This window comes from Hippea maritima DSM 10411, from assembly GCF_000194135.1.
GTDB lineage: Bacteria > Campylobacterota_A > Desulfurellia > Desulfurellales > Hippeaceae > Hippea > Hippea maritima.
Window position 1 is genome coordinate 262,501 of sequence record NC_015318.1, and the last position, 17,709, is coordinate 280,209.

Below are 17,709 nucleotides of genomic sequence, written 5' to 3' on the forward strand. Positions count from 1 at the left end.
AGCTCTTTGAATTTTTTAACAGCTGCAAGTAGGGCGTTTGGTACATTTTTGCCCTCTTTTTTGAGTTTTTGTATGGTTTTTAATATGGGTTCTTGTTTTTTCTTTTCTGACTCCAACCTATCTCTTACAGCAAGAAATTTCTTTTCTTGGCTTTTTAATATGGTTTTGGCATACTTTTCCTTTATTAGAAGCTCTTTGTATTTTTCCTTTATCCAAGGAAGTTCTAATGGTTTGATGGAAATTATATTGTCTCCCCCATCCACTTTATTTATTAAAACACTTTCAGATGATGTTGTTATACACGAGGACATCATTACATCGTTTATTTGGACCTTGGGTGCGAATATCTTTGTTGCTACAGCTTTATTTATACTTACTTTATTTGTAGCTGTTAGTTTTGCATGTTCTGATAGGTCTATTTCTATGTCTTCGGCCTCCACAGTCCCTCTACATATAGCTATTGTTGCTTTTTTTGCTTTTATAAATGCTTCTTGATGAACACTCCCTTTTATCTCTACTTCTTCTGCCTCTATTGTAGCTTTTGGACCTACATCACCATTAACTACTACTTTTTTTCCCTTTACTTTCATGCCTGCAGCTATAGTATCCTCGACCCCATCACTCAAACCGCGGCCTATTTCAAGTTCTACATCACCTTCTGCAGTTAGATTTCCCGTTGTTTTTATGTCGACTTTATCTATAGCTACCGAAGTGTCTATCTCGTATATGCCATTTCTGAATACAATTACACCTTCTTTGTTTGAGAGTATTTTAATTACCCTTCCTTCTTCTATTTTTTTAATCGAATCAGGTGAGAATTTTACTTCATCTAAATCATCTATCATTACACCTACATCTTGCACTAAAATATTACCCAATACGTCGTAGCCTTCTTCTCCTTGAGTGGGTTTAAAAAACTCAAGCAGCAATTGTCCTTTTTTTACAGGCACCAAAAAGTTTTTGTTTTTATAATCTATTTTGCCATTTTTATATATTGTTCCGGCTGCTTTGTATCTATCAAAATGGAATACGAGTTTGCTATTTTCACCTCTAACAGGTTTTTTGCCCTCGGCTATAAGTATCTTGAATGGTTTAAATGTTGGAGAGAGCCTTTTTTTTATTTCTTTGGCTATAGCAGGTAAGATTTTTGTTTTTATACCGTAAATAATACCGTCTTTTGCAAGTTTCTTTTTTATTGTGTCTATTATTTTTTCCTCATTAATATCAATCAAAGGTGAATTTAGTTTTAATGTATCAACGTAAATGAAGGCCTTCATGGGATGTTTTCCTGGCTCTGTTTCTATTGAGAGTATGTTATCAAGTTTATCTTTATTTCTTTCTTCATTTATAAATATTTTTATTTTATATATTTTCTTTAAATTGCCTAAGTTATCCTTTTCTTCTCTCTCTTCTAAGATATCAAAGTCTAAAAATTTTTTTGGAAAACCTAATGTTGTGGCAGCCTCTTCTATGCTTTCTTCTATATTGTCAGTTTCTTTTTCAATGACCTGAAAATCCTCCATTCTTTTACCTGCCTTTCTTATATGGTCTTGAGTTATCTATAGCAAAAAACTGTCCGTTTTATCAAGTAAAATATTGACACGAATCAATAAATATATATAATCGCTTTTTGTTAAGCCGGGGTGGTGAAACTGGTAGACGCGCTGGACTCAAAATCCAGTGGGGGCGACCCCGTGCGGGTTCGAGTCCCGCCCCCGGCACCATAGAATAGCTTCAGGTGGGTAATGGAGAAAAATCAACATTATAATACAGAATATAAGCCGTATATAGAAGAAGATGAAATAGATTTAAGAGAGCTATTTGCTGTTTTAAAAAGAAGAAAGTGGATTGTTTTTATTGCCGCAGGCTTAGTATTTGTTGCAGCTTTGATATATGCGTTTACTTCAACACCATGGTATGAGGCAAAAGCAACAATAGAGATAGGGTATAATACTGTATCTACGAATTCCAGGCCAACTAAAGTGTATTTTGATGATACTGAGAGTCTAAAGCATTATATTGATGTTAGATATGATACAGCTGGTAAATTTAGAAAAAAGGGTATTAAAAGTTATCTGAAAGAGGTTGAAGTACCGAGAAAGGCTCAGGGTTTTATTACATTGAAAACTTACGGGCTTAGTAGTGGTTTGGCCGTTGATGAATTAAAAAAAGTACTTAATGATGTTATGTCTAAGGAAAATGTGCTTTATAATAATGTTAAATCAACGATTTCTAAGGAGTTGCTATTAAAAAAAGAACAGTATAAGTCTGTTGAAAATAGATTGAATGATTTGATTAGGCAACTAAACAATGTAGAGAAGACGATTAATCTTAAAAATAAGGTGCTAGAGGGCTTGAAAAAGGGGTCAAAAGCTTTTTATAAACAGACAAAGATATATATGTTGTTGAGTTTGCAAGAGAATATAATTCAGAATGAAATATTCAGTTTGGTTATTAAAGAAGAATCTATTAAAAATGAGATAAACAGAATTAAAACGGTGACTTTACCATCTATCAATTATAGCATAATAAGCCTCCAATCCCGCTTAGAACCTCCGTATCTTGTTATGACCAGGGTTGTTGGCGGCATAAAAACCCATGATTATCCTTTGAAGCCAAAGAAAAAATTAATCCTAGTTGTGGCTCTTGTTACAGGTCTCATCCTGGGTGTTTTTCTGGCATTCTTTGTTGAATATATTAAATCACCAGCGGGTGAAATTTAACTGTTTACACCTTTTAGAGAGCTTACCATTCTATATTTTTCACTTTTTCTGTGTAGTTGCTGGAATGTTTTGTTTGCCTGTGAAAATAGGATTTGATTTTGCTTTATAACTATTGCCCTTTGCTGAAAATCTTGATTTTGGAAGCGACTTGTTTGAAATAACAGTAAACATTATTTTGTTTTTATATATTTAACATATTAATTCACCATTAGTTTGCATTATATATCTTTGTTAAATAAAAAGATTGACACGACTTTACTTTATAGGTAAAATGCATCTACAGTATAAATAAGGAAGGCTACCACTCTTCTTAAAGAGATGGTTTATGGCCTTAATTGTTTAATTTTTTTATTTCCCGTCTTTTTAACATTTTTCTTGACTTAAAAAGCATTGAAAGAGTAAATTTTGAATATGAAGCGATTTATTTTATTTGTGGCTGTTATACTTTTTTTGAATGGATGTATCAATACAAAGCCATTTAGGGTTGGTGATAATGTTGATGCTATCTGGCAGATAAAGAATTTAGATGAAACAAAAGAAAAGTTTTCAACTTTGGCTAAGTCTATGTGTTTGTATGTAAATAATTCAAAAGTAGCTATAGTCGATTTTATTGACGATAATTCTCATTATATTGATTCGAACGGCAAATATTTATCCTTTCTTTTGACTGAAGATCTTAACAAGTTGTGTAAGACAACGGCTTATTATGAGGGTTTACCTTTATGGTTTGATTATAAGAAACTGAAGCTTAGCAAGTATCCTGAAAAGTATGAATTTGCCATTGTGGGCGATTATCTCTACAGCGACCATTGTTATTCTGTTTTTGTAAGGTTAATAGATCTAAAAGAAGGTGTTTTGCTTAAAGACTTCGATTTTTCCATAGGTAGAAAGGGTGTTGATTTTTCCGTTGAGCCTTTAAGCATACCCAATGATGTAGAATTTCCATGACTAACTATTTTTTGTCTTTTTTGCTTAACTTAGCATATGCTGCAAGTGTTATAAGAGAGGGGTATAAACCCCATGTAAGTATTATAGATAGGATAGTTTTAGGTATTTTTACATTTGGTTTGGTTTTTGCTGTATTATTTGTCAGGCATAAGGTTTCTAAGGAACTAAAAAAGAGGGGTATAAAGGGTGAGCCTTTTAAAAGAAGAAAGAAAGCTGACAAAAGATAGGTTTCTAAAAACCGCACTGGATAGACTCAGGCATAACTATTTCAGCAAAAGGGAGAAGATCGAGTCTTTGTATGATTTGCAGCAGAAAAGGGATGCTGTAAGGTCTATAAAAGAGGAAAACATAGACAACCTTTATAACAATTTAGCCGATTTTATGATTAAAATAAAAGAGAATGCAACAGGGTTTAACATAGCTAAAACCAAAGATGATGCGTTAAGTATTATAAATGAGATATTAACCAAAGAGGGTGTAAAGGATATTGTCAAATCAAAATCTTTAACCACAGAGGAGATAGATCTAAACAGGTATTTAGAGGATAATGGTTTCAATGTAGTAGAGACAGACCTCGGTGAATGGCTTGTTCAGATAAACAACGAGCCACCAACCCATATGACGGCACCTGCTATTCATATGTCAAAAGAGAGGGTAAATGAGTTATTGAAGGAAAAGTTCAATGAGAATCTTCCTCTGGATGCCAAATCTATGGTGGATTTCTGTAAATTAAAGATAAGGGAGGGGTTCGGTAAGGCTCAATGCGGTATAATAGGTGCAAATGTTGCATCCATAGAGAGTGGCGCGTTTTTCATTTTGAGTAATGAGGGTAATATACAAAATGTTATAAGACAGGATCTGGTTATCTGTATTATCGGTATAGATAAGATTGTAAGAACCGATAAAGATGCCTTTGAAATACTTGATCTATTGCCTAAATCCGCCACAGCCCAGATCACAACGAGCTTCATAGATATCCTAAAGAAACCCTTTGGTAAGTTCTATGTTATACTGCTGGATAATGGCAGGCTTAAGCTCTCGTATGATAAGCAGTTTAAGGAGATCTTGTATTGTATCCATTGTGGTGCATGCCAGAACGCCTGCCCTGTTTATACAACGGTGAGCGGCAAGTTATTTAGAGGTAACTCTTACGCTGGGCCTGTAGGTGTACTGTTATCTTTTGCTGCCTCTGATACCCCAAATATTCGAGAAGTTGCCAATATGTGCATTGGTTGTATGGCTTGCGATGAGATATGCTCATCAAGAATTAACATTCAAGAGCTTATCCTTTCGATTAAGGCAAAATACACAAAAGGTACACCCGGTATAAAGGGTTTGATTATAAAACATATAGAAAACGACTATAGAATTATGCGTTTTGGTGCGTACATATCCCATTTTCTTTTTAAAAATCGGTTGAAAACGCGCATTAAGGCCATAGATAACTCTCTTGGATTAAATTTTAGGGCCTTGCCCGGGGTTAAACCTTCATTTGATGTAAGTTTGAAGTCAAAGAGGTCTAAAATTTGTTTATTTGCTGGATGCTCTGTGAATTTTTTCTATCCAGAAATAGGTCAGGATGCCATCGATGTCGCGAATAAACTGGGTGTTGAGTTATCTTTGGTTAAACAGAAAGCTTGTTGTGGTGCGCCGGCATGGTATAATGGAGAGGAAAGTTCAGCTCAAAAGGCTATTGCAATAAATACAGAGTATCTACTTTCTCTTGATTGCGATAAGATTCTATTTTTGGACCCTCACTGTGCCCATATGGTAAAAAGGGATTATGTTTTACTTAATAAAAGTAAAGAAGCCTTCGAATTATCAAATAAGGTTGAATGTGCTTCGTCGTTTTTTATTAAGGAAATAGAAAGATTTAAGATTAAACCAAAAAGATTGGGGAGTTTTTTAGGTTATCATCACCCATGTCATCTAAAAAGGGGATTAGGTGTTTCAGATGTACTTGAAGAATTTTTAATAGAAAACGAGCCAAATTTTATTGGGATTAGAGATAATGATAGATGTTGCGGTTTTGCTGGAAGCTATTCAATGATGCATCCGTTTATATCAGAGAGTCTGTTAAAAGAAAAAATGAACTCTATTGTCCAGGCAAATATTCAGACACTTGTAACTGCTTGCCCCGGTTGTATTATGCAAATTTCAGGTGGATTTAAAAATATTGGGAAACATATAGAGATATTGCATTTTGTTAGCTATTTGAATAAAATACTTATAAAAATTTAAGGAGGCTAAGCGTGTTTGAATATAAAAATAACGAGCTATACGCAGAAGGTGTGAGGGTTAAGAATATAGTGGACAACGTTGGAAGCCCTGTTTATGTATACTCAAAGGGTCACTTTAAGGCTCAGTTTGAAAAGTTCAATAAAGCGTTTTCAAGAGAGCATGTAATAGCGTTTGCTATTAAGTCAAACAGCAATCTTGCTGTAATAAAAACATTTGCCTCACTTGGGGCTGGCGCTGATATAGTTTCTAAAGGCGAATTGTTCAGGGCAATAAAGGCTGGTGTTGATACATCGAAGATTGTCTTTAGCGGTGTTGCAAAAAGGGATGATGAGATAGAATATGCACTTGAAAACGATATTATGATGATAAATGTTGAATCAGAGGATGAACTTTACAATGTTAACAGAGTTGCTGAGAAGCTTAATAAAAAGGCAAGAATTGCATTTAGAGTAAACCCTGATGTAGATCCAAAAACCCATCCTTACATATCAACAGGCTTGAAGAAAAATAAATTTGGCGTTCCATATGAGGAGGCATATGATCTGTATTTGAAAGCCAAGGAGCTTAAAAATATAGATGTCTACGGAATTCAATTCCACATAGGCAGCCAACTACTCGATACAACTCCTATATACGATGCTTCCGTAAGGGTAGCCGACCTTATGAGAAGGCTCACTGATAAAGGTGTAGAATTTAGAGTGGTAGATGTAGGTGGGGGTGTAGGTATCGTTTACGATGAAAAAACCGACAAAGAGCCAGATGTCAACCTTTATGCCAGGCAAATTGAAGAAGCTTTTAGAGATTTTGATGTAAAGCTTGTGCTTGAGCCCGGCAGGTTTCTGGTGGGTAATGGTGGTATACTTGTAAGTAAGGTAATTTATCATAAGACAAATGGTCAAAAGAACTTTTTAATCATTGATGCTGGTATGAACGATTTATTGAGGCCATCCTTGTATAAGGCTTATCATAAAATAGCGCCAATGAAAAAAACTGGTTCAAAAGCAATCAAATGCGACATAGTTGGACCTATATGTGAGACGGGCGATTTCTTTGCAAGGGATTATGAAATAGAGGATGTGCCTAATGGTAACTTTATAGTGGTTTTCAGTGCTGGAGCTTACGGTTTTACGATGGCGAGCAACTACAATTCTCGCCCTAGACCAGCTGAGGTTTTGGTTAGTGGTGATAGCTATAGGGTTGTTAGGGAACGTGAAAGTTTGGAGGATCTAATTAAAGGAGAAATTTTATGAAAAAGATACCGTTTTTTAAGATGAATGGTAGCGGTAATGACTTTATAATCATCAACAATCGCCGTAATATAGTTGAGGAGATGGTAGATATACCTATACATGAGTTTGTTAGGCGCGTTTGCGAAAGAAAACTTTCGGTTGGAGCAGATGGCTTGATTCTTATAGAGAAAGATAATGAGTACGATTTTAGATGGCGTTTTTTCAATAGCGATGGTAGTGAGGCTGAGATGTGTGGAAATGGCTCAAGGTGCGCTGCAAGGTTTGCTTATCTAAACAATATAGCTCCATTGAGCATGAAGTTTCTGACCTTGGCCGGAGTGATAGAGGCTCAGATTACCGGTTTGAATACGGTTAGGGTTCAACTGACACAGCCAAAGGATTACAAGGAGAACATAGAGTTAGATGGTGTAGATATGCCGCTTTCTTTTATAAATACGGGAGTACCACATGCAGTGTACTTTGTTAGCAGTGTGGATGTTGTTGACGTTAAAACTATAGGTGAAAAGACCAGATATCATGAGTATTTTGCACCGGAAGGTACCAATGTTAATTTTGTTGAGGTTGTTAATTCGCATACCTTAAGAATAAGGACTTATGAACGCGGTGTTGAAGATGAAACTTTAGCATGCGGTACAGGGGCTACAGCTTCTGCCTTGATAGCTATTTTGAAAGGTAAATGTGAGACACCTGTTGAGGTTATTACCAAAAGCGGTAATAGATTAAAGATTTATGCATATATTGAGAATTCAGAAGTGAAAAGGGTCTATCTTGAGGGAGATGCACTATTAACGTATATAGGTACCATGCTTGATGAGGCGTGGAACTATTAAAAGGAGGGGAGGTCGTATGTTTGAGTTGAAAGGGGCAATGACGGCGATTGTTACACCTTTCAAGGATGGAAAATTGGATGAAGAAGCATTTAGAAAACTTATAAAAAGGCAGATTGAAGGTGGCATAGATTGTCTTGTGCCTTGTGGAACAACGGGTGAGGCTGCAACGATGGATTTAGATGAATATGAAAGGACAATAGGGATTGCCGTTGATGAATGCAAAGGCAAGATCCCAGTTTTGGCAGGTGCTGGTACAAATAACACCAAGAAGGTTATAGAGTTTGCGAAGATTGCTATAAGCGCTGGGGCTGATGCTATTTTATCTGTTGCCCCATATTACAATAAGCCCACGCAGGAAGGGTTGTATCTCCATTATGAAACAATAGCCGAGGCTATCGGTGTGCCTTTGGTTCTTTACAATGTTCCGGGAAGGACATCGGTAAATATACTGCCTCAGACGGTTATAAGATTGTCCGAAATAGATAACATAGTTGGCATAAAAGAGGCAAGCGGTTCTTTGAATCAAGTCTCTGAAATTATAGAGGGCGCAAAGGATGGTTTCAGCGTAATTAGTGGTGATGACTTCTTAACGCTTCCTATGATGTCTATCGGTGGAACGGGCGTAATCTCTGTTAGTGCAAATGTGGTGCCTGAGCTTGTAGCAAGGCAGTACGATGCTTTTGTTGAGGGTAATTTTGATGAGGCAAGACAGCTTCACCATAAGCTCTATAAACTCCATAAAGCTATGTTTATTGAAACCAACCCTATACCTGTAAAAACATCTTTAGCTTTGATGGGTTTGGTTGAAGAGGAATTTAAGCTGCCTTTATGTAAAATGTCTGATGCTAACAAAGAAAAATTAAAGGTTACATTAAAAGATATGGGTTTGATTTAAAGGGGGGGGTATGATTAGAACTATAGTTTGTGGCGCTTCTGGAAAGATGGGTAGAAGGATTTGCGCCTTGGTAGGGGAAGATAAAGACCTTACATTGGTAGGCGCTGTTGAGGCTAAGGGTTCTTCTGCTATAGGGCAGGATGCTGGAGTTTTGGCTACGGGTGTAGCAAATGGTATTGCTGTTAAGGACGATTTGGCCAAGGTGATAGAGGAAGGTGAAGTTGTTATAGACTTCACGGCTCCAGATGCAACTCTACATCATGTAAGGATTGCATCAGACCATAAGAAACCTATAGTTATAGGAACAACAGGATTACATAAAGATCAGATAAAAGAGATCGAAAAACTTTCTGTAATAATTCCTATAGTTCTTGCTCCAAATATGAGTTTAGGTGTTAATATATTATTTAAATTGGTTGAGGAGGTAGCAAGGACACTAAAAGATGATTACGATATAGAGATAGTGGAGATGCACCATAGATTTAAAGCCGATGCTCCAAGTGGCACTGCTTTAAAGTTGGCTGAATTTGCAGCCAAGGGAATTGGAGAAGATTTGGAAAATATAGCAATCTATGGAAGAAAAGGGTTGGTCGGTCAGAGAAATTCAAAAGAGATAGGCATAATGAGTTTGCGCGGCGGTGATGTTGTGGGGGATCATACTGTTATATTTGCCGGTTTGGGAGAGAGAGTGGAATTAACCCATAAAGCCTCATCGAGGGATACCTTTGCAAGGGGTGCTTTAAGGGCTGCAAAATGGGTTGTTGATAAGGTTCCAGGCCTTTATTCTATGCAGGATGTGTTGGGTTTAAAATAAGATGTGCGGAATAGTTGGTGTTTTTAACAAAGAGGAGGCAGCCAATTATGTGTATTTAGGGCTCCATGCTCTTCAGCATAGAGGACAAGAGGCTGCCGGCATTATTTCTACAGATGGAGAATCTTTTTATGTTCATAAGGGTAGAGGGCTTGTAAATGAGATATTCAACAAGAAGGGTATCATCTCATCCCTTAAAGGTAGGCTTGCCATAGGTCACAATAGATATTCCACATTTGGGGATGAGTCCTTGGCTAATGTTCAGCCTCTTTATGCTCACTTTGATTTAGGCAATATAGCTATAGCCCATAACGGGAATTTAGTTAATGCTTTGGGGATAAAAAGACACCTTGTAAGTGAGGGTGCTATTTTCAATTCAAATTCAGATACAGAGGTCATAATACACCTTATAGCCCGTAGCAAAAAAACAAGTTTTTTCGAGCGCTTGGTTGAGGCTTTGTCTATTATCAAAGGCGCTTTTAGTTTAATAATAATGCGAGAAGATGAGGTATATGCAGTTAGAGACCCGTGGGGCTTTAGGCCTCTATCTATAGGAAAGTTGGATGATGCTGTTGTATTTGCATCAGAGACCTGCGCTTTTGACTTAATAGGGGCTGAGTTTATCAGAGATGTTGAACCAGGTGAGGTTGTAATCGCAAATAGAGACGGTGTGCACTCTTACAAGCCATTTAAGAATAGATCTGAGCATAAATGTGTTTTTGAGTATATATATTTTGCTCGCCCTGATTCATTTTTGTGGGATAGGCATGTCTATTCTATAAGAAAAAAAATGGGAGAGGTATTGGCGGCTGAATCACCTGTTGATGCGGATATAGTTATACCCACACCGGATTCTGGTGTGCCTGCAGCTTTGGGTTTTGCAAAGGCAAGTGGTTTGCAGTTTGATTTTGGCCTTATAAGAAATCACTATGTAGGTAGAACCTTTATTGAACCATCACAATCAATAAGAAACTTTGGTGTTAGATTAAAACTCAATACGGCTAAGGATGTTCTGGATGGTAAAAGGGTTGTTGTTGTAGATGATTCTATTGTCAGAGGAACAACAAGTAGGCGTATTGTCAAAATGATAAGGAGTGCTGGCGCTAAAGAGGTTCATTTGAGGATAGCATCTCCTCCTGTAATGTCTCCTTGTTTTTACGGTATAGATACCCCAACAAAAAAAGAACTTATCGCATCATCACACACTATAGAGGAGATAAGAAAATATTCTACAGCTGAGTCTGTAGCATATCTTTCTTTGGAAGGACTGAAGAGTATTGTCGGCGAGAATGGTTATTGTTTTGCCTGTTTTAACGGAGATTATCCTATAGAATTTGAAAAGTAATGCGGATAAGTCCTAAATCTTTGGACCTGCTAAAAAAAGCGGGTCCCTCTTCTCTTTTTAAAGTAAGGTTTAATTCTGAAATTATAGAAATAATATCTAATGCAAATAGCCCAAGTGGCGATCTTTTGATGGTTTGTGAGGATAGATTTGAGGCTGTAAAGTTTGTTGCGACCCATTCTTTATCTGTTGGGTGGTTTTTTTGGTTTAATCCTCTTGATTCAAGTTTAGAGGCTATCGCAAAACCAAAAATCGACATTGATGGAATATTTGAAAGTTTATTTTCAAGAGATGGTTTTGAAGAGAGAAAGGAACAGAAACAAATTGCAAAAATTATTTTTGATAGTTTAAAAAAATCTAAAAATGCCATTATTGAAGCTCCAACCGGCACGGGGAAGAGCCTTGCTTATTTAGTTGCCTGCGTTATTTTTTCAAAACAAAAAGGGGAAAGGGTTGTTATTTCAACAAATACCATAAATTTACAGCATCAGCTTGTAGAGCGTGATATACCACTTCTTCAGGAGATTGTTGAATTTAGAGCTGTGCTCGCTTTGGGGAGGTCTAATTACATTTGCAAAAGAAGGGTTGAGGATATTCTAACTAAAGGGAATGTTTTTTTATTTGAAAACGATTTATATAAGAAGATAAAAGAATTTTTATTGAATACTAAAACCGGGTTGAAATCTGAGTTTTTCTCTATTTATGAAAATGTTCCTGAGGATGTATGGAGAAATGTCGAGAGCTCAACTTTGTTGTGTGCTCATTCAAAGTGTCCTTACTATAAAAACTCTTGTTTTTTCTACAAAGCCAGGGCAGAACTTGAGAAGGCAGATGTAATTGTTGCTAATCATCATTTGGTTTTATCAGATTCTATTTTGGAGAGTGCAAGAATTTTGCCCGACGCCTACGCTGTTATCTTTGATGAGGCGCACAATATAGAAAGGAACGCTACTAACTATTATACTATTAGCGTGAGCTCTGATGATATTTTACGCAGTATTGATGCATTGTATACAAAAAGAAAAAGTAAGGCATATGGTTTACTATCTAATGTTGAGGGTTACAAAAACCTCAAAGAGCTTTTGGTTAACTTCAGGGTTGAACTTGAGTCTACTTTTGATGGCCTTATTCAACAATTTGTAGCTGAACAGCTAAATATAGATGATAGCAATATAAAACTTATCTATAAACCGGTTAGCAAAATTTTGGAGTTGCTGAATAGCATTATTTTAAACCTTAAAGGCTTTTTGGATGAAAATAAAGATAAAGATTTTGTTGATATAAGGGGTGTGACTTCTTTTTTGTCTGGATGTGCTGATAATTTAGGCACTTTTCTTAAACTGAATGATGGTTTTGTCTGTTGGATAAAACGCTTTAAAAAGACAATGCATTTCAATATCACCCCTTTAGATGTTAGGAGTGCTTTAAAAGGGCATCTATACGATAAACTGGCCAGTGTGATATTTATATCTGCTACGCTTTCTGTAGGCGGGGAGTTGGAGTTTTTTAAAAGGAGTGTTGGTGTCGACAATGCAGTTGAATTTATAGCTGAAAGCAATTTTGATTACGATAAGCTTGCAAGGCTTTTGGTTGTTGAGGATGTAAAAGAGCCTACACAAAAGGGATTTGATGAGGATGCTGCAGATGTTATCCTGTCAATTGCGGAGTCATTGAAAAATACAAATAAAGGCGTTTTGGTGCTTTTTACATCCTATGCAATGTTGAGCAGTATTTATAAAAGGGTTTATACTGAATTAAAGCAAAAGGGTTTTAATACGTTTAGGCAGGGAGAACTTGATAATTTTGAGCTTTTGATTAGATTTAAAAAAGGAAAAGGGTTTTTATTTGCTACGAGTAGTTTTTGGGAGGGTATAGACGTAAAGGGTGAGCAGTTGAGCGTTGTTGTTATGGTGAGATTACCGTTTGAGGTGCCAACAACTCCTATAGAAAAAACTAGATACGAACTTCTAAAAAAACAGGGATATAACGCATTTTTAGAATATGCCCTTCCAAAAGCTGTGCTTAAGTTTAAACAAGGGTTGGGTAGACTCATAAGGAAAGCCGATGATTATGGGGTTATGGTTGTGTTGGATAGTAGATTAATAAACAAATCCTACGGTCGTATATTTTTAAATAGCGTTTCTTATATAAAAAGTAAGAGGGTTAGAAAAAATGAGATTAAAGACTTTATCAGCGATTTTTTTGCTAATTTTGCTTTATAGTTGCACCACATTTAAACCGCTAACCTATAAAAGTAAAACATTAAACGGTACATTCGATGCAAATTATGAAGGAAAAACGTTTGAAGGTTTTTTTAGTCTTTCTGATGGTAATCTAAGAATGGATATAATAAATACGCTTGGGTTTTCAGTCTACGGGCTTTACGTTAAGAACAGTGATGTGTTTGTTGTTGATTATAGAGACAATAAGCGATATAAGAATTTGAAATTCTCTGGTTTTGACTTGAATGGCTATAAAGGTACAATTGTTTATATAACGCAGAATTTTTTTAAGTTATGCTCAAAGAAAAACAAGGATGTTGTATTATTAAAATGCTCAAAGGTCGGTAGTGGATATGTACCTGAGGATTTTGTATTAAAGTATAAGAGAAAGAGATTAAGGATTAGGCTTAGAAAATTAAGATTGAAGGAGTGAGGTATGAATCTTTTGAGTATTGCCTTTTTGGTTTTTCTTCTAAACCTTCCGTTTGGTTATATGAGGGCAGCATCAGAGAAATACTCAAAAAAGTGGTTTATATATATCCATGCCCCCATACCCTTTGTTGTAGCTCTAAGACTACTAAGCGGGCTAGGCTTTGAGCTTTACACATTTCCCGTAATGATTTTTGCCTTTTTCCTTGGCCAGTTTGTAGGAGGATTTCTCAGAAGAGTGAGGGTATGAAGGGCTTCTTTAAGCTTTTTGTTTTACCCTTCTTCGTTGGGGCTATAGGTGGGTTTTCTGCTCTCTTTATGAGGGAGCTTATAAGATATTCCTCTAAATTAGCTGTAGCAATTGATTTTTTCAATCAGGATAGCAGGTTTTATCTTGTGATTATCCCTATTTTATTTATCATTTCCGCATTTACTATAAAAAATTTTCTTAATAATCCAACTAATCCAACAATAGATTCGGTTGCACGTTCCATTGTCTTAAAGAAGGGTAGATTAGACTATAAAAAAGGTATAGCAACTGTGGTACTGTCTGCCATTAATATAGGATTTGGTGTGCCTGTTGGAAGGGAAGGTCCCATAGCCAAGCTCGGCGGTTCACTTTCATCACTGTTTTTAAAAGGTATGAGATTTGAAAATTTCAATGTACCTCTTCTTGTTAGTTGTGGTGTTTCATCAGCCTTAGCTGCCACATTTAACGCTCCTATAGCTGCCGTTATTTTTGGTTTAGAGATTATTCTTGGTAGATTGAGTTTTAATGTTATAATTCCGCTCACAATTTCTTCTGCTGTTGGTGTGGTTATATCGCGCTATTTTTTGGGAAACTATCCTGCATTTGTTGTGCCACAGCTTTCATACAATTATAAATTGCTATTTCTTATACCTTTATTTGCATTTCTTTTTGCAGTTGTGGTCTATGTGTTTGAATATGTTTTTGAGTCATCTGTTAACTTTTTTACCAAATTAAACCTTACTTTTTATTCAAAGGCATTAATTGGCGGTTTGATTGTTGGAGTCCTTTTATGGCTTTGGCCTGATGCAGCTTCATTGGGCTATAAACAAGTAAGCTATTTATTTTCTTTGAAGTATAGTTATGCCGATGCACTTATGTTGAGTTTGGTTAAGATGGTGGCTTTAGCCATTACGTTTGCAAGTGGAATGTTTGGTGGCATATTTGCGCCGTCTATCTTCGGTGGCGCGTTTTTTGGCTATGCTTTAGGAGGGGTAATACATAATTTTTTTCCGTTTGTTAATCCACTTGACGTTGCATTGATTGGCACGGCTTCTATATCCGCCAGCATATCTTCTGCTCCGTTTAGGTCCACTCTTATCGTAGCTGAGCTTGCGCAAAACTACCATATGATATTGCCTTTAATGATTTCGTCGGTCATGACGGTTTATTTCTCTCATATATTGCAGGATAAGATCAACTTTAGTCGCTCAGCCATGCAAAAAGGTTTTGATTTAATGAATGAGAAATACAGAAACGAGCTCATAAAGGTTAAAGTAGTAAACTTTATAGATCCTTCAATAATGAGCTTAAAAAGAGAGCAATTTATTAAGGATATCGTATTTGAACTTATGAATAGCAGTTCAAGCTATTTCTCTGTTGTAGAAGATGATAGGCTTGTAGGTGTTTTATCTTTTAGAGATGTTAGGCTTGTAGGGGAATTTGAAAATGATAAGGTGAAGGTTAAGGATATAATGACACCAAATCCGAACTACTTGACCTTGGACTCAAGCGGATTGGATGTATTTGAGCTTTTGTCACATATAGATGTCGATTATATACCTATAGTAGAAAATGATGAGAGTTTGAGGTATATGGGCATGCTGGATGTTAATGCATTTTTGAAATTTGTTTCTTTTCTGTATTTTAAAGAAAACCTCTTTAGAAAGGAAGAGGTCTTGAAAAGGGAAGGAAAATAGTATAATGTTAAGCCAAATGAGTAAACTGGTGATACCAAATGGGTGAGGGCGATTGTGGCAGTTTTGATGAGCTTGTAGGACAACCCCATCTATTTGGAAGGGGTAAGCCCCTTTATTTGTTCTATCATAGTGATGATAAGCCACCCTCGCTTGTTTTATTTGGACCTCCAGGTGTCGGAAAAACCACCTATGCTAAACTCTTGGCCAAAAAGCATAGGCTTGACTTTTTCTATCTAAATGCAACCGATTGTCCTACAAAAACACTCAAGGATACGCTAAAAAAAGGCTCAAAAGAAGCTCCAATTCTTGTGGTTATAGATGAGATACATAGATTTGATAAGAAACAGCAGGATGTTTTATTGCCTTTTTTGGAAGATGGAAGCGTTGTTATGGTAGGTACTTCCACATTTAATCCTTATTTTAGACTAACAAAGGCTTTACGCTCGAGGTGTTTTGTATATGAGTTTAAGCGGCTGAATGAGTCGGATTTAAAGAGACTTGCAAAAAGGTTTATAGAAATAGATGAACATTTGTTGGATAAGCTTGTTTTGCATGCCTCTGGTGATGCAAGAAAACTAATAAATATGATTAAGATCTTAAAACAGCAGAACGATATTGATGGGAATAGCATAGAATCCTTATTTAGTTTGAATTTGGGATATTCCAATGAGACCGAAAGATATGACCTTGTATCTGCGTTCATAAAAAGTATGCGAGGAAGTGATGTAGATGCCGCTTTGTATTATCTGGCAAGATTGCTAGAGGCAGGTGAAGATGTTGAGTTTATTGCAAGGCGCATGTGCATATTTGCCAGTGAGGATATAGGTTTAGCAGACAGCCATGCGGTGGTTTTGGCTAATGCTGTTTTGCAGATTGTAAAAGAGATAGGCATGCCTGAGGCCAGGATTCCACTTGCACATTGTTGTGTTTATTTAAGTAAAGCTAAAAAGTCAAACTCCTGTTACATTGCTATAAATAAGGCTGTAAAGGATATAAAAGAGGGAAATATAATGGATATTCCAAAACATTTACAGGTTAAAGGTAGAAGTCTTTATCTTTACCCCCATAATTTTAAGGGGGGTAAGGTTGACCAAATATACACACAAAAACCTGTAAAATATTTCACATCGAAGGAGAATGATTTAATTTGAAAGTAGAAAATATAGGTGAGTTTGGTTTAATTGATAGAATAAAGGCGTTTTCTAACTCTAAAGGTCATGCTTTGGGTATAGGGGATGATTGCGCCATTATACCTCAAGGCGAAAGGGAAATCCTCGTTTCTGTGGATGCTCTTGTTGAAGGTGTTCATTTTTTTAAGAATGCGGAACCGTTTTTGTTGGGCAGAAAATCATTGGCTGTTAATATAAGTGATATAGCTGCCATGGCAGGTGAGCCTAAGTGGGCTTTTTTGAGTTTATCATTAAAAAGTGGCACAGAGTTAAGTTGGGTAGATGATTTTTTAAAGGGTTTTATAAGTATGGCAGATGAATTTGGAGTTGAACTTTTAGGGGGAGATACAACAAAAGCAAAAGAAACTGTAATTGGTGTAACCATAATAGGTGAGAATCCGATAGGTGCATCTGTGAAAAGAGGTACAGCCAGAGCTGGTGATTTGGTATGTGTGAGTGGGAAAATAGGCTGTTCGTATGCTGGTCTTAAGGCTTTAGAACTTAACCTTAAAGGCTACCAAAACTTTATAGAAGCACATATAAATCCGACACCGAGGGTTAATGAAGCCTTAAGTATTAGAGAATTTGCAACCGCAATGATAGATGTCAGTGATGGATTTATTCAAGACTGTAATCACATATGTAAACAGAGTGGGGTTGGCATGAAAATTTGGTGGGATAGTATACCTTTTTGTGATGCAGATTTTATAACAAAAGAACAGATGCTATGCGGTGGCGAGGATTATCAGATAGCTGCCTGCATAGATAGAAGGTTTAAAGACAAGATTGAAAAAAACCCATATTTTACGATAGTTGGTGAGGTTGTTGAAGGAAAAGAAGTTGTTATCGTTAAGGATAGTGACGTGATAGAAATTAAAAAGTGTGGTTATGAGCATTTTTAG

Annotated in this window: 17 protein-coding genes and 1 tRNA gene (1 of these 18 only partly in view); 16 read left to right on the top strand and 2 right to left on the bottom strand. The window is 36.3% G+C overall.

Annotation, left to right across the window (positions count from 1 at the left end; genetic code table 11):
- Positions 1-1,523 carry the 5' portion of a FapA family protein gene (locus tag HIPMA_RS01350; protein WP_013681282.1) on the bottom strand. The gene continues 268 nt to the left of window position 1, outside the view, so the window shows 1,523 of its 1,791 coding nt (coding positions 1-1,523); the start codon lies at positions 1,521-1,523; its stop codon lies beyond the left edge, outside the window.
- A 114-nt stretch (positions 1,524-1,637) separates the two neighbouring features.
- Here HIPMA_RS01350 and HIPMA_RS01355 point away from each other — a divergent pair.
- Both HIPMA_RS01355 and HIPMA_RS01360 read left to right on the top strand, forming a co-directional pair.
- Positions 1,638-1,724 (top strand) — tRNA-Leu (locus HIPMA_RS01355).
- A gap of 21 nt (positions 1,725-1,745) precedes the next feature.
- Complete coding sequence (locus HIPMA_RS01360; protein WP_013681283.1) at positions 1,746-2,723, top strand: Wzz/FepE/Etk N-terminal domain-containing protein; 978 nt, start codon at positions 1,746-1,748, stop codon at positions 2,721-2,723.
- 39 nt (positions 2,724-2,762) lie between these two features.
- Here the strand turns inward: HIPMA_RS01360 and HIPMA_RS09790 are convergent, their stop codons facing one another.
- Positions 2,763-2,894 carry a hypothetical protein gene (locus HIPMA_RS09790; protein WP_280985289.1) on the bottom strand — a complete coding sequence of 44 codons (132 nt, stop codon included), beginning with the start codon at positions 2,892-2,894 and terminating at the stop codon, positions 2,763-2,765.
- A gap of 240 nt (positions 2,895-3,134) precedes the next feature.
- Here HIPMA_RS09790 and HIPMA_RS01365 point away from each other — a divergent pair, with 240 nt between their 5' ends.
- From HIPMA_RS01365 to thiL, 14 genes are read left to right on the top strand one after another with little or no spacing between them, the layout of a single operon-like run.
- Positions 3,135-3,671, top strand: coding sequence for a hypothetical protein (locus tag HIPMA_RS01365; RefSeq protein ID WP_013681284.1), 537 nt, complete (start codon positions 3,135-3,137; stop codon positions 3,669-3,671).
- The gene (locus HIPMA_RS01370; RefSeq protein WP_013681285.1) at positions 3,668-3,898 is read left to right on the top strand and encodes a hypothetical protein; all 231 of its coding nucleotides are present in this window, start codon (positions 3,668-3,670) and stop codon (positions 3,896-3,898) included. The genes HIPMA_RS01365 and HIPMA_RS01370 overlap by 4 nt, the downstream gene beginning before the upstream one ends.
- Positions 3,858-5,912 carry a heterodisulfide reductase-related iron-sulfur binding cluster gene (locus tag HIPMA_RS01375; protein WP_013681286.1) on the top strand — a complete coding sequence of 685 codons (2,055 nt, stop codon included), beginning with the start codon at positions 3,858-3,860 and terminating at the stop codon, positions 5,910-5,912. Before HIPMA_RS01370 ends, HIPMA_RS01375 begins: the two co-directional genes overlap by 41 nt.
- A gap of 11 nt (positions 5,913-5,923) precedes the next feature.
- Positions 5,924-7,162: a diaminopimelate decarboxylase gene (gene lysA, locus HIPMA_RS01380; RefSeq protein WP_013681287.1), complete on the top strand. Its 1,239-nt coding sequence runs from the start codon at positions 5,924-5,926 to the stop codon at positions 7,160-7,162.
- On the top strand, positions 7,159-7,992 hold the full coding sequence (gene dapF / locus HIPMA_RS01385) for a diaminopimelate epimerase (RefSeq protein ID WP_013681288.1): 834 nt from the start codon (positions 7,159-7,161) through the stop codon (positions 7,990-7,992). The genes lysA and dapF overlap by 4 nt, the downstream gene beginning before the upstream one ends.
- A 16-nt stretch (positions 7,993-8,008) precedes the next feature.
- Entirely contained in the window at positions 8,009-8,887 is an 879-nt protein-coding gene (gene dapA, locus HIPMA_RS01390; protein ID WP_013681289.1) for a 4-hydroxy-tetrahydrodipicolinate synthase, read from the top strand.
- Positions 8,888-8,897: 10 nt separating this feature from the next.
- Positions 8,898-9,701: a 4-hydroxy-tetrahydrodipicolinate reductase gene (gene dapB / locus HIPMA_RS01395; protein ID WP_013681290.1), complete on the top strand. Its 804-nt coding sequence runs from the start codon at positions 8,898-8,900 to the stop codon at positions 9,699-9,701.
- Position 9,702: 1 nt separating this feature from the next.
- Positions 9,703-11,043, top strand: a complete 1,341-nt coding sequence (gene purF / locus HIPMA_RS01400; protein WP_013681291.1) for an amidophosphoribosyltransferase — start codon at positions 9,703-9,705, stop codon at positions 11,041-11,043.
- Entirely contained in the window at positions 11,043-13,262 is a 2,220-nt protein-coding gene (locus tag HIPMA_RS01405) for an ATP-dependent DNA helicase (RefSeq protein ID WP_013681292.1), read from the top strand. Before purF ends, HIPMA_RS01405 begins: the two co-directional genes overlap by 1 nt.
- Positions 13,213-13,695, top strand: coding sequence for a hypothetical protein (locus tag HIPMA_RS01410; protein ID WP_041323916.1), 483 nt, complete (start codon positions 13,213-13,215; stop codon positions 13,693-13,695). Before HIPMA_RS01405 ends, HIPMA_RS01410 begins: the two co-directional genes overlap by 50 nt.
- A gap of 3 nt (positions 13,696-13,698) precedes the next feature.
- Positions 13,699-13,941 (top strand): hypothetical protein, encoded by a 243-nt coding sequence (locus tag HIPMA_RS01415; RefSeq protein WP_013681294.1) that lies wholly within the window; start codon positions 13,699-13,701, stop codon positions 13,939-13,941.
- Positions 13,938-15,638, top strand: a complete 1,701-nt coding sequence (locus HIPMA_RS01420; RefSeq protein ID WP_013681295.1) for a chloride channel protein — start codon at positions 13,938-13,940, stop codon at positions 15,636-15,638. The genes HIPMA_RS01415 and HIPMA_RS01420 overlap by 4 nt, the downstream gene beginning before the upstream one ends.
- Positions 15,639-15,676: 38 nt before the next feature.
- Positions 15,677-16,789 carry an AAA family ATPase gene (locus HIPMA_RS01425; RefSeq protein WP_013681296.1) on the top strand — a complete coding sequence of 371 codons (1,113 nt, stop codon included), beginning with the start codon at positions 15,677-15,679 and terminating at the stop codon, positions 16,787-16,789.
- A complete protein-coding gene (thiL, locus tag HIPMA_RS01430) occupies positions 16,786-17,709 on the top strand; it encodes a thiamine-phosphate kinase (RefSeq protein ID WP_013681297.1) in 924 nt (307 codons plus the stop codon). The genes HIPMA_RS01425 and thiL overlap by 4 nt, the downstream gene beginning before the upstream one ends.

Excerpts from the sequence above, each read along its gene's own strand:
- HIPMA_RS01360 (WP_013681283.1), top strand. The coding sequence starts at position 1,746 with ATGGAGAAAAATCAACATTATAATACAGAATATAAGCCGTATATAGAA.
- HIPMA_RS09790 (WP_280985289.1), bottom strand. The coding sequence starts at position 2,894 with ATGTTTACTGTTATTTCAAACAAGTCGCTTCCAAAATCAAGATTTTCA.
- HIPMA_RS01365 (WP_013681284.1), top strand. The coding sequence starts at position 3,135 with ATGAAGCGATTTATTTTATTTGTGGCTGTTATACTTTTTTTGAATGGA.
- HIPMA_RS01370 (WP_013681285.1), top strand. The coding sequence starts at position 3,668 with ATGACTAACTATTTTTTGTCTTTTTTGCTTAACTTAGCATATGCTGCA.
- dapF (WP_013681288.1), top strand. The coding sequence starts at position 7,159 with ATGAAAAAGATACCGTTTTTTAAGATGAATGGTAGCGGTAATGACTTT.
- dapA (WP_013681289.1), top strand. The coding sequence starts at position 8,009 with ATGTTTGAGTTGAAAGGGGCAATGACGGCGATTGTTACACCTTTCAAG.
- dapB (WP_013681290.1), top strand. The coding sequence starts at position 8,898 with ATGATTAGAACTATAGTTTGTGGCGCTTCTGGAAAGATGGGTAGAAGG.
- purF (WP_013681291.1), top strand. The coding sequence starts at position 9,703 with ATGTGCGGAATAGTTGGTGTTTTTAACAAAGAGGAGGCAGCCAATTAT.
- HIPMA_RS01405 (WP_013681292.1), top strand. The coding sequence starts at position 11,043 with ATGCGGATAAGTCCTAAATCTTTGGACCTGCTAAAAAAAGCGGGTCCC.
- HIPMA_RS01410 (WP_041323916.1), top strand. The coding sequence starts at position 13,213 with ATGAGATTAAAGACTTTATCAGCGATTTTTTTGCTAATTTTGCTTTAT.
- HIPMA_RS01415 (WP_013681294.1), top strand. The coding sequence starts at position 13,699 with ATGAATCTTTTGAGTATTGCCTTTTTGGTTTTTCTTCTAAACCTTCCG.
- HIPMA_RS01420 (WP_013681295.1), top strand. The coding sequence starts at position 13,938 with ATGAAGGGCTTCTTTAAGCTTTTTGTTTTACCCTTCTTCGTTGGGGCT.
- HIPMA_RS01425 (WP_013681296.1), top strand. The coding sequence starts at position 15,677 with ATGGGTGAGGGCGATTGTGGCAGTTTTGATGAGCTTGTAGGACAACCC.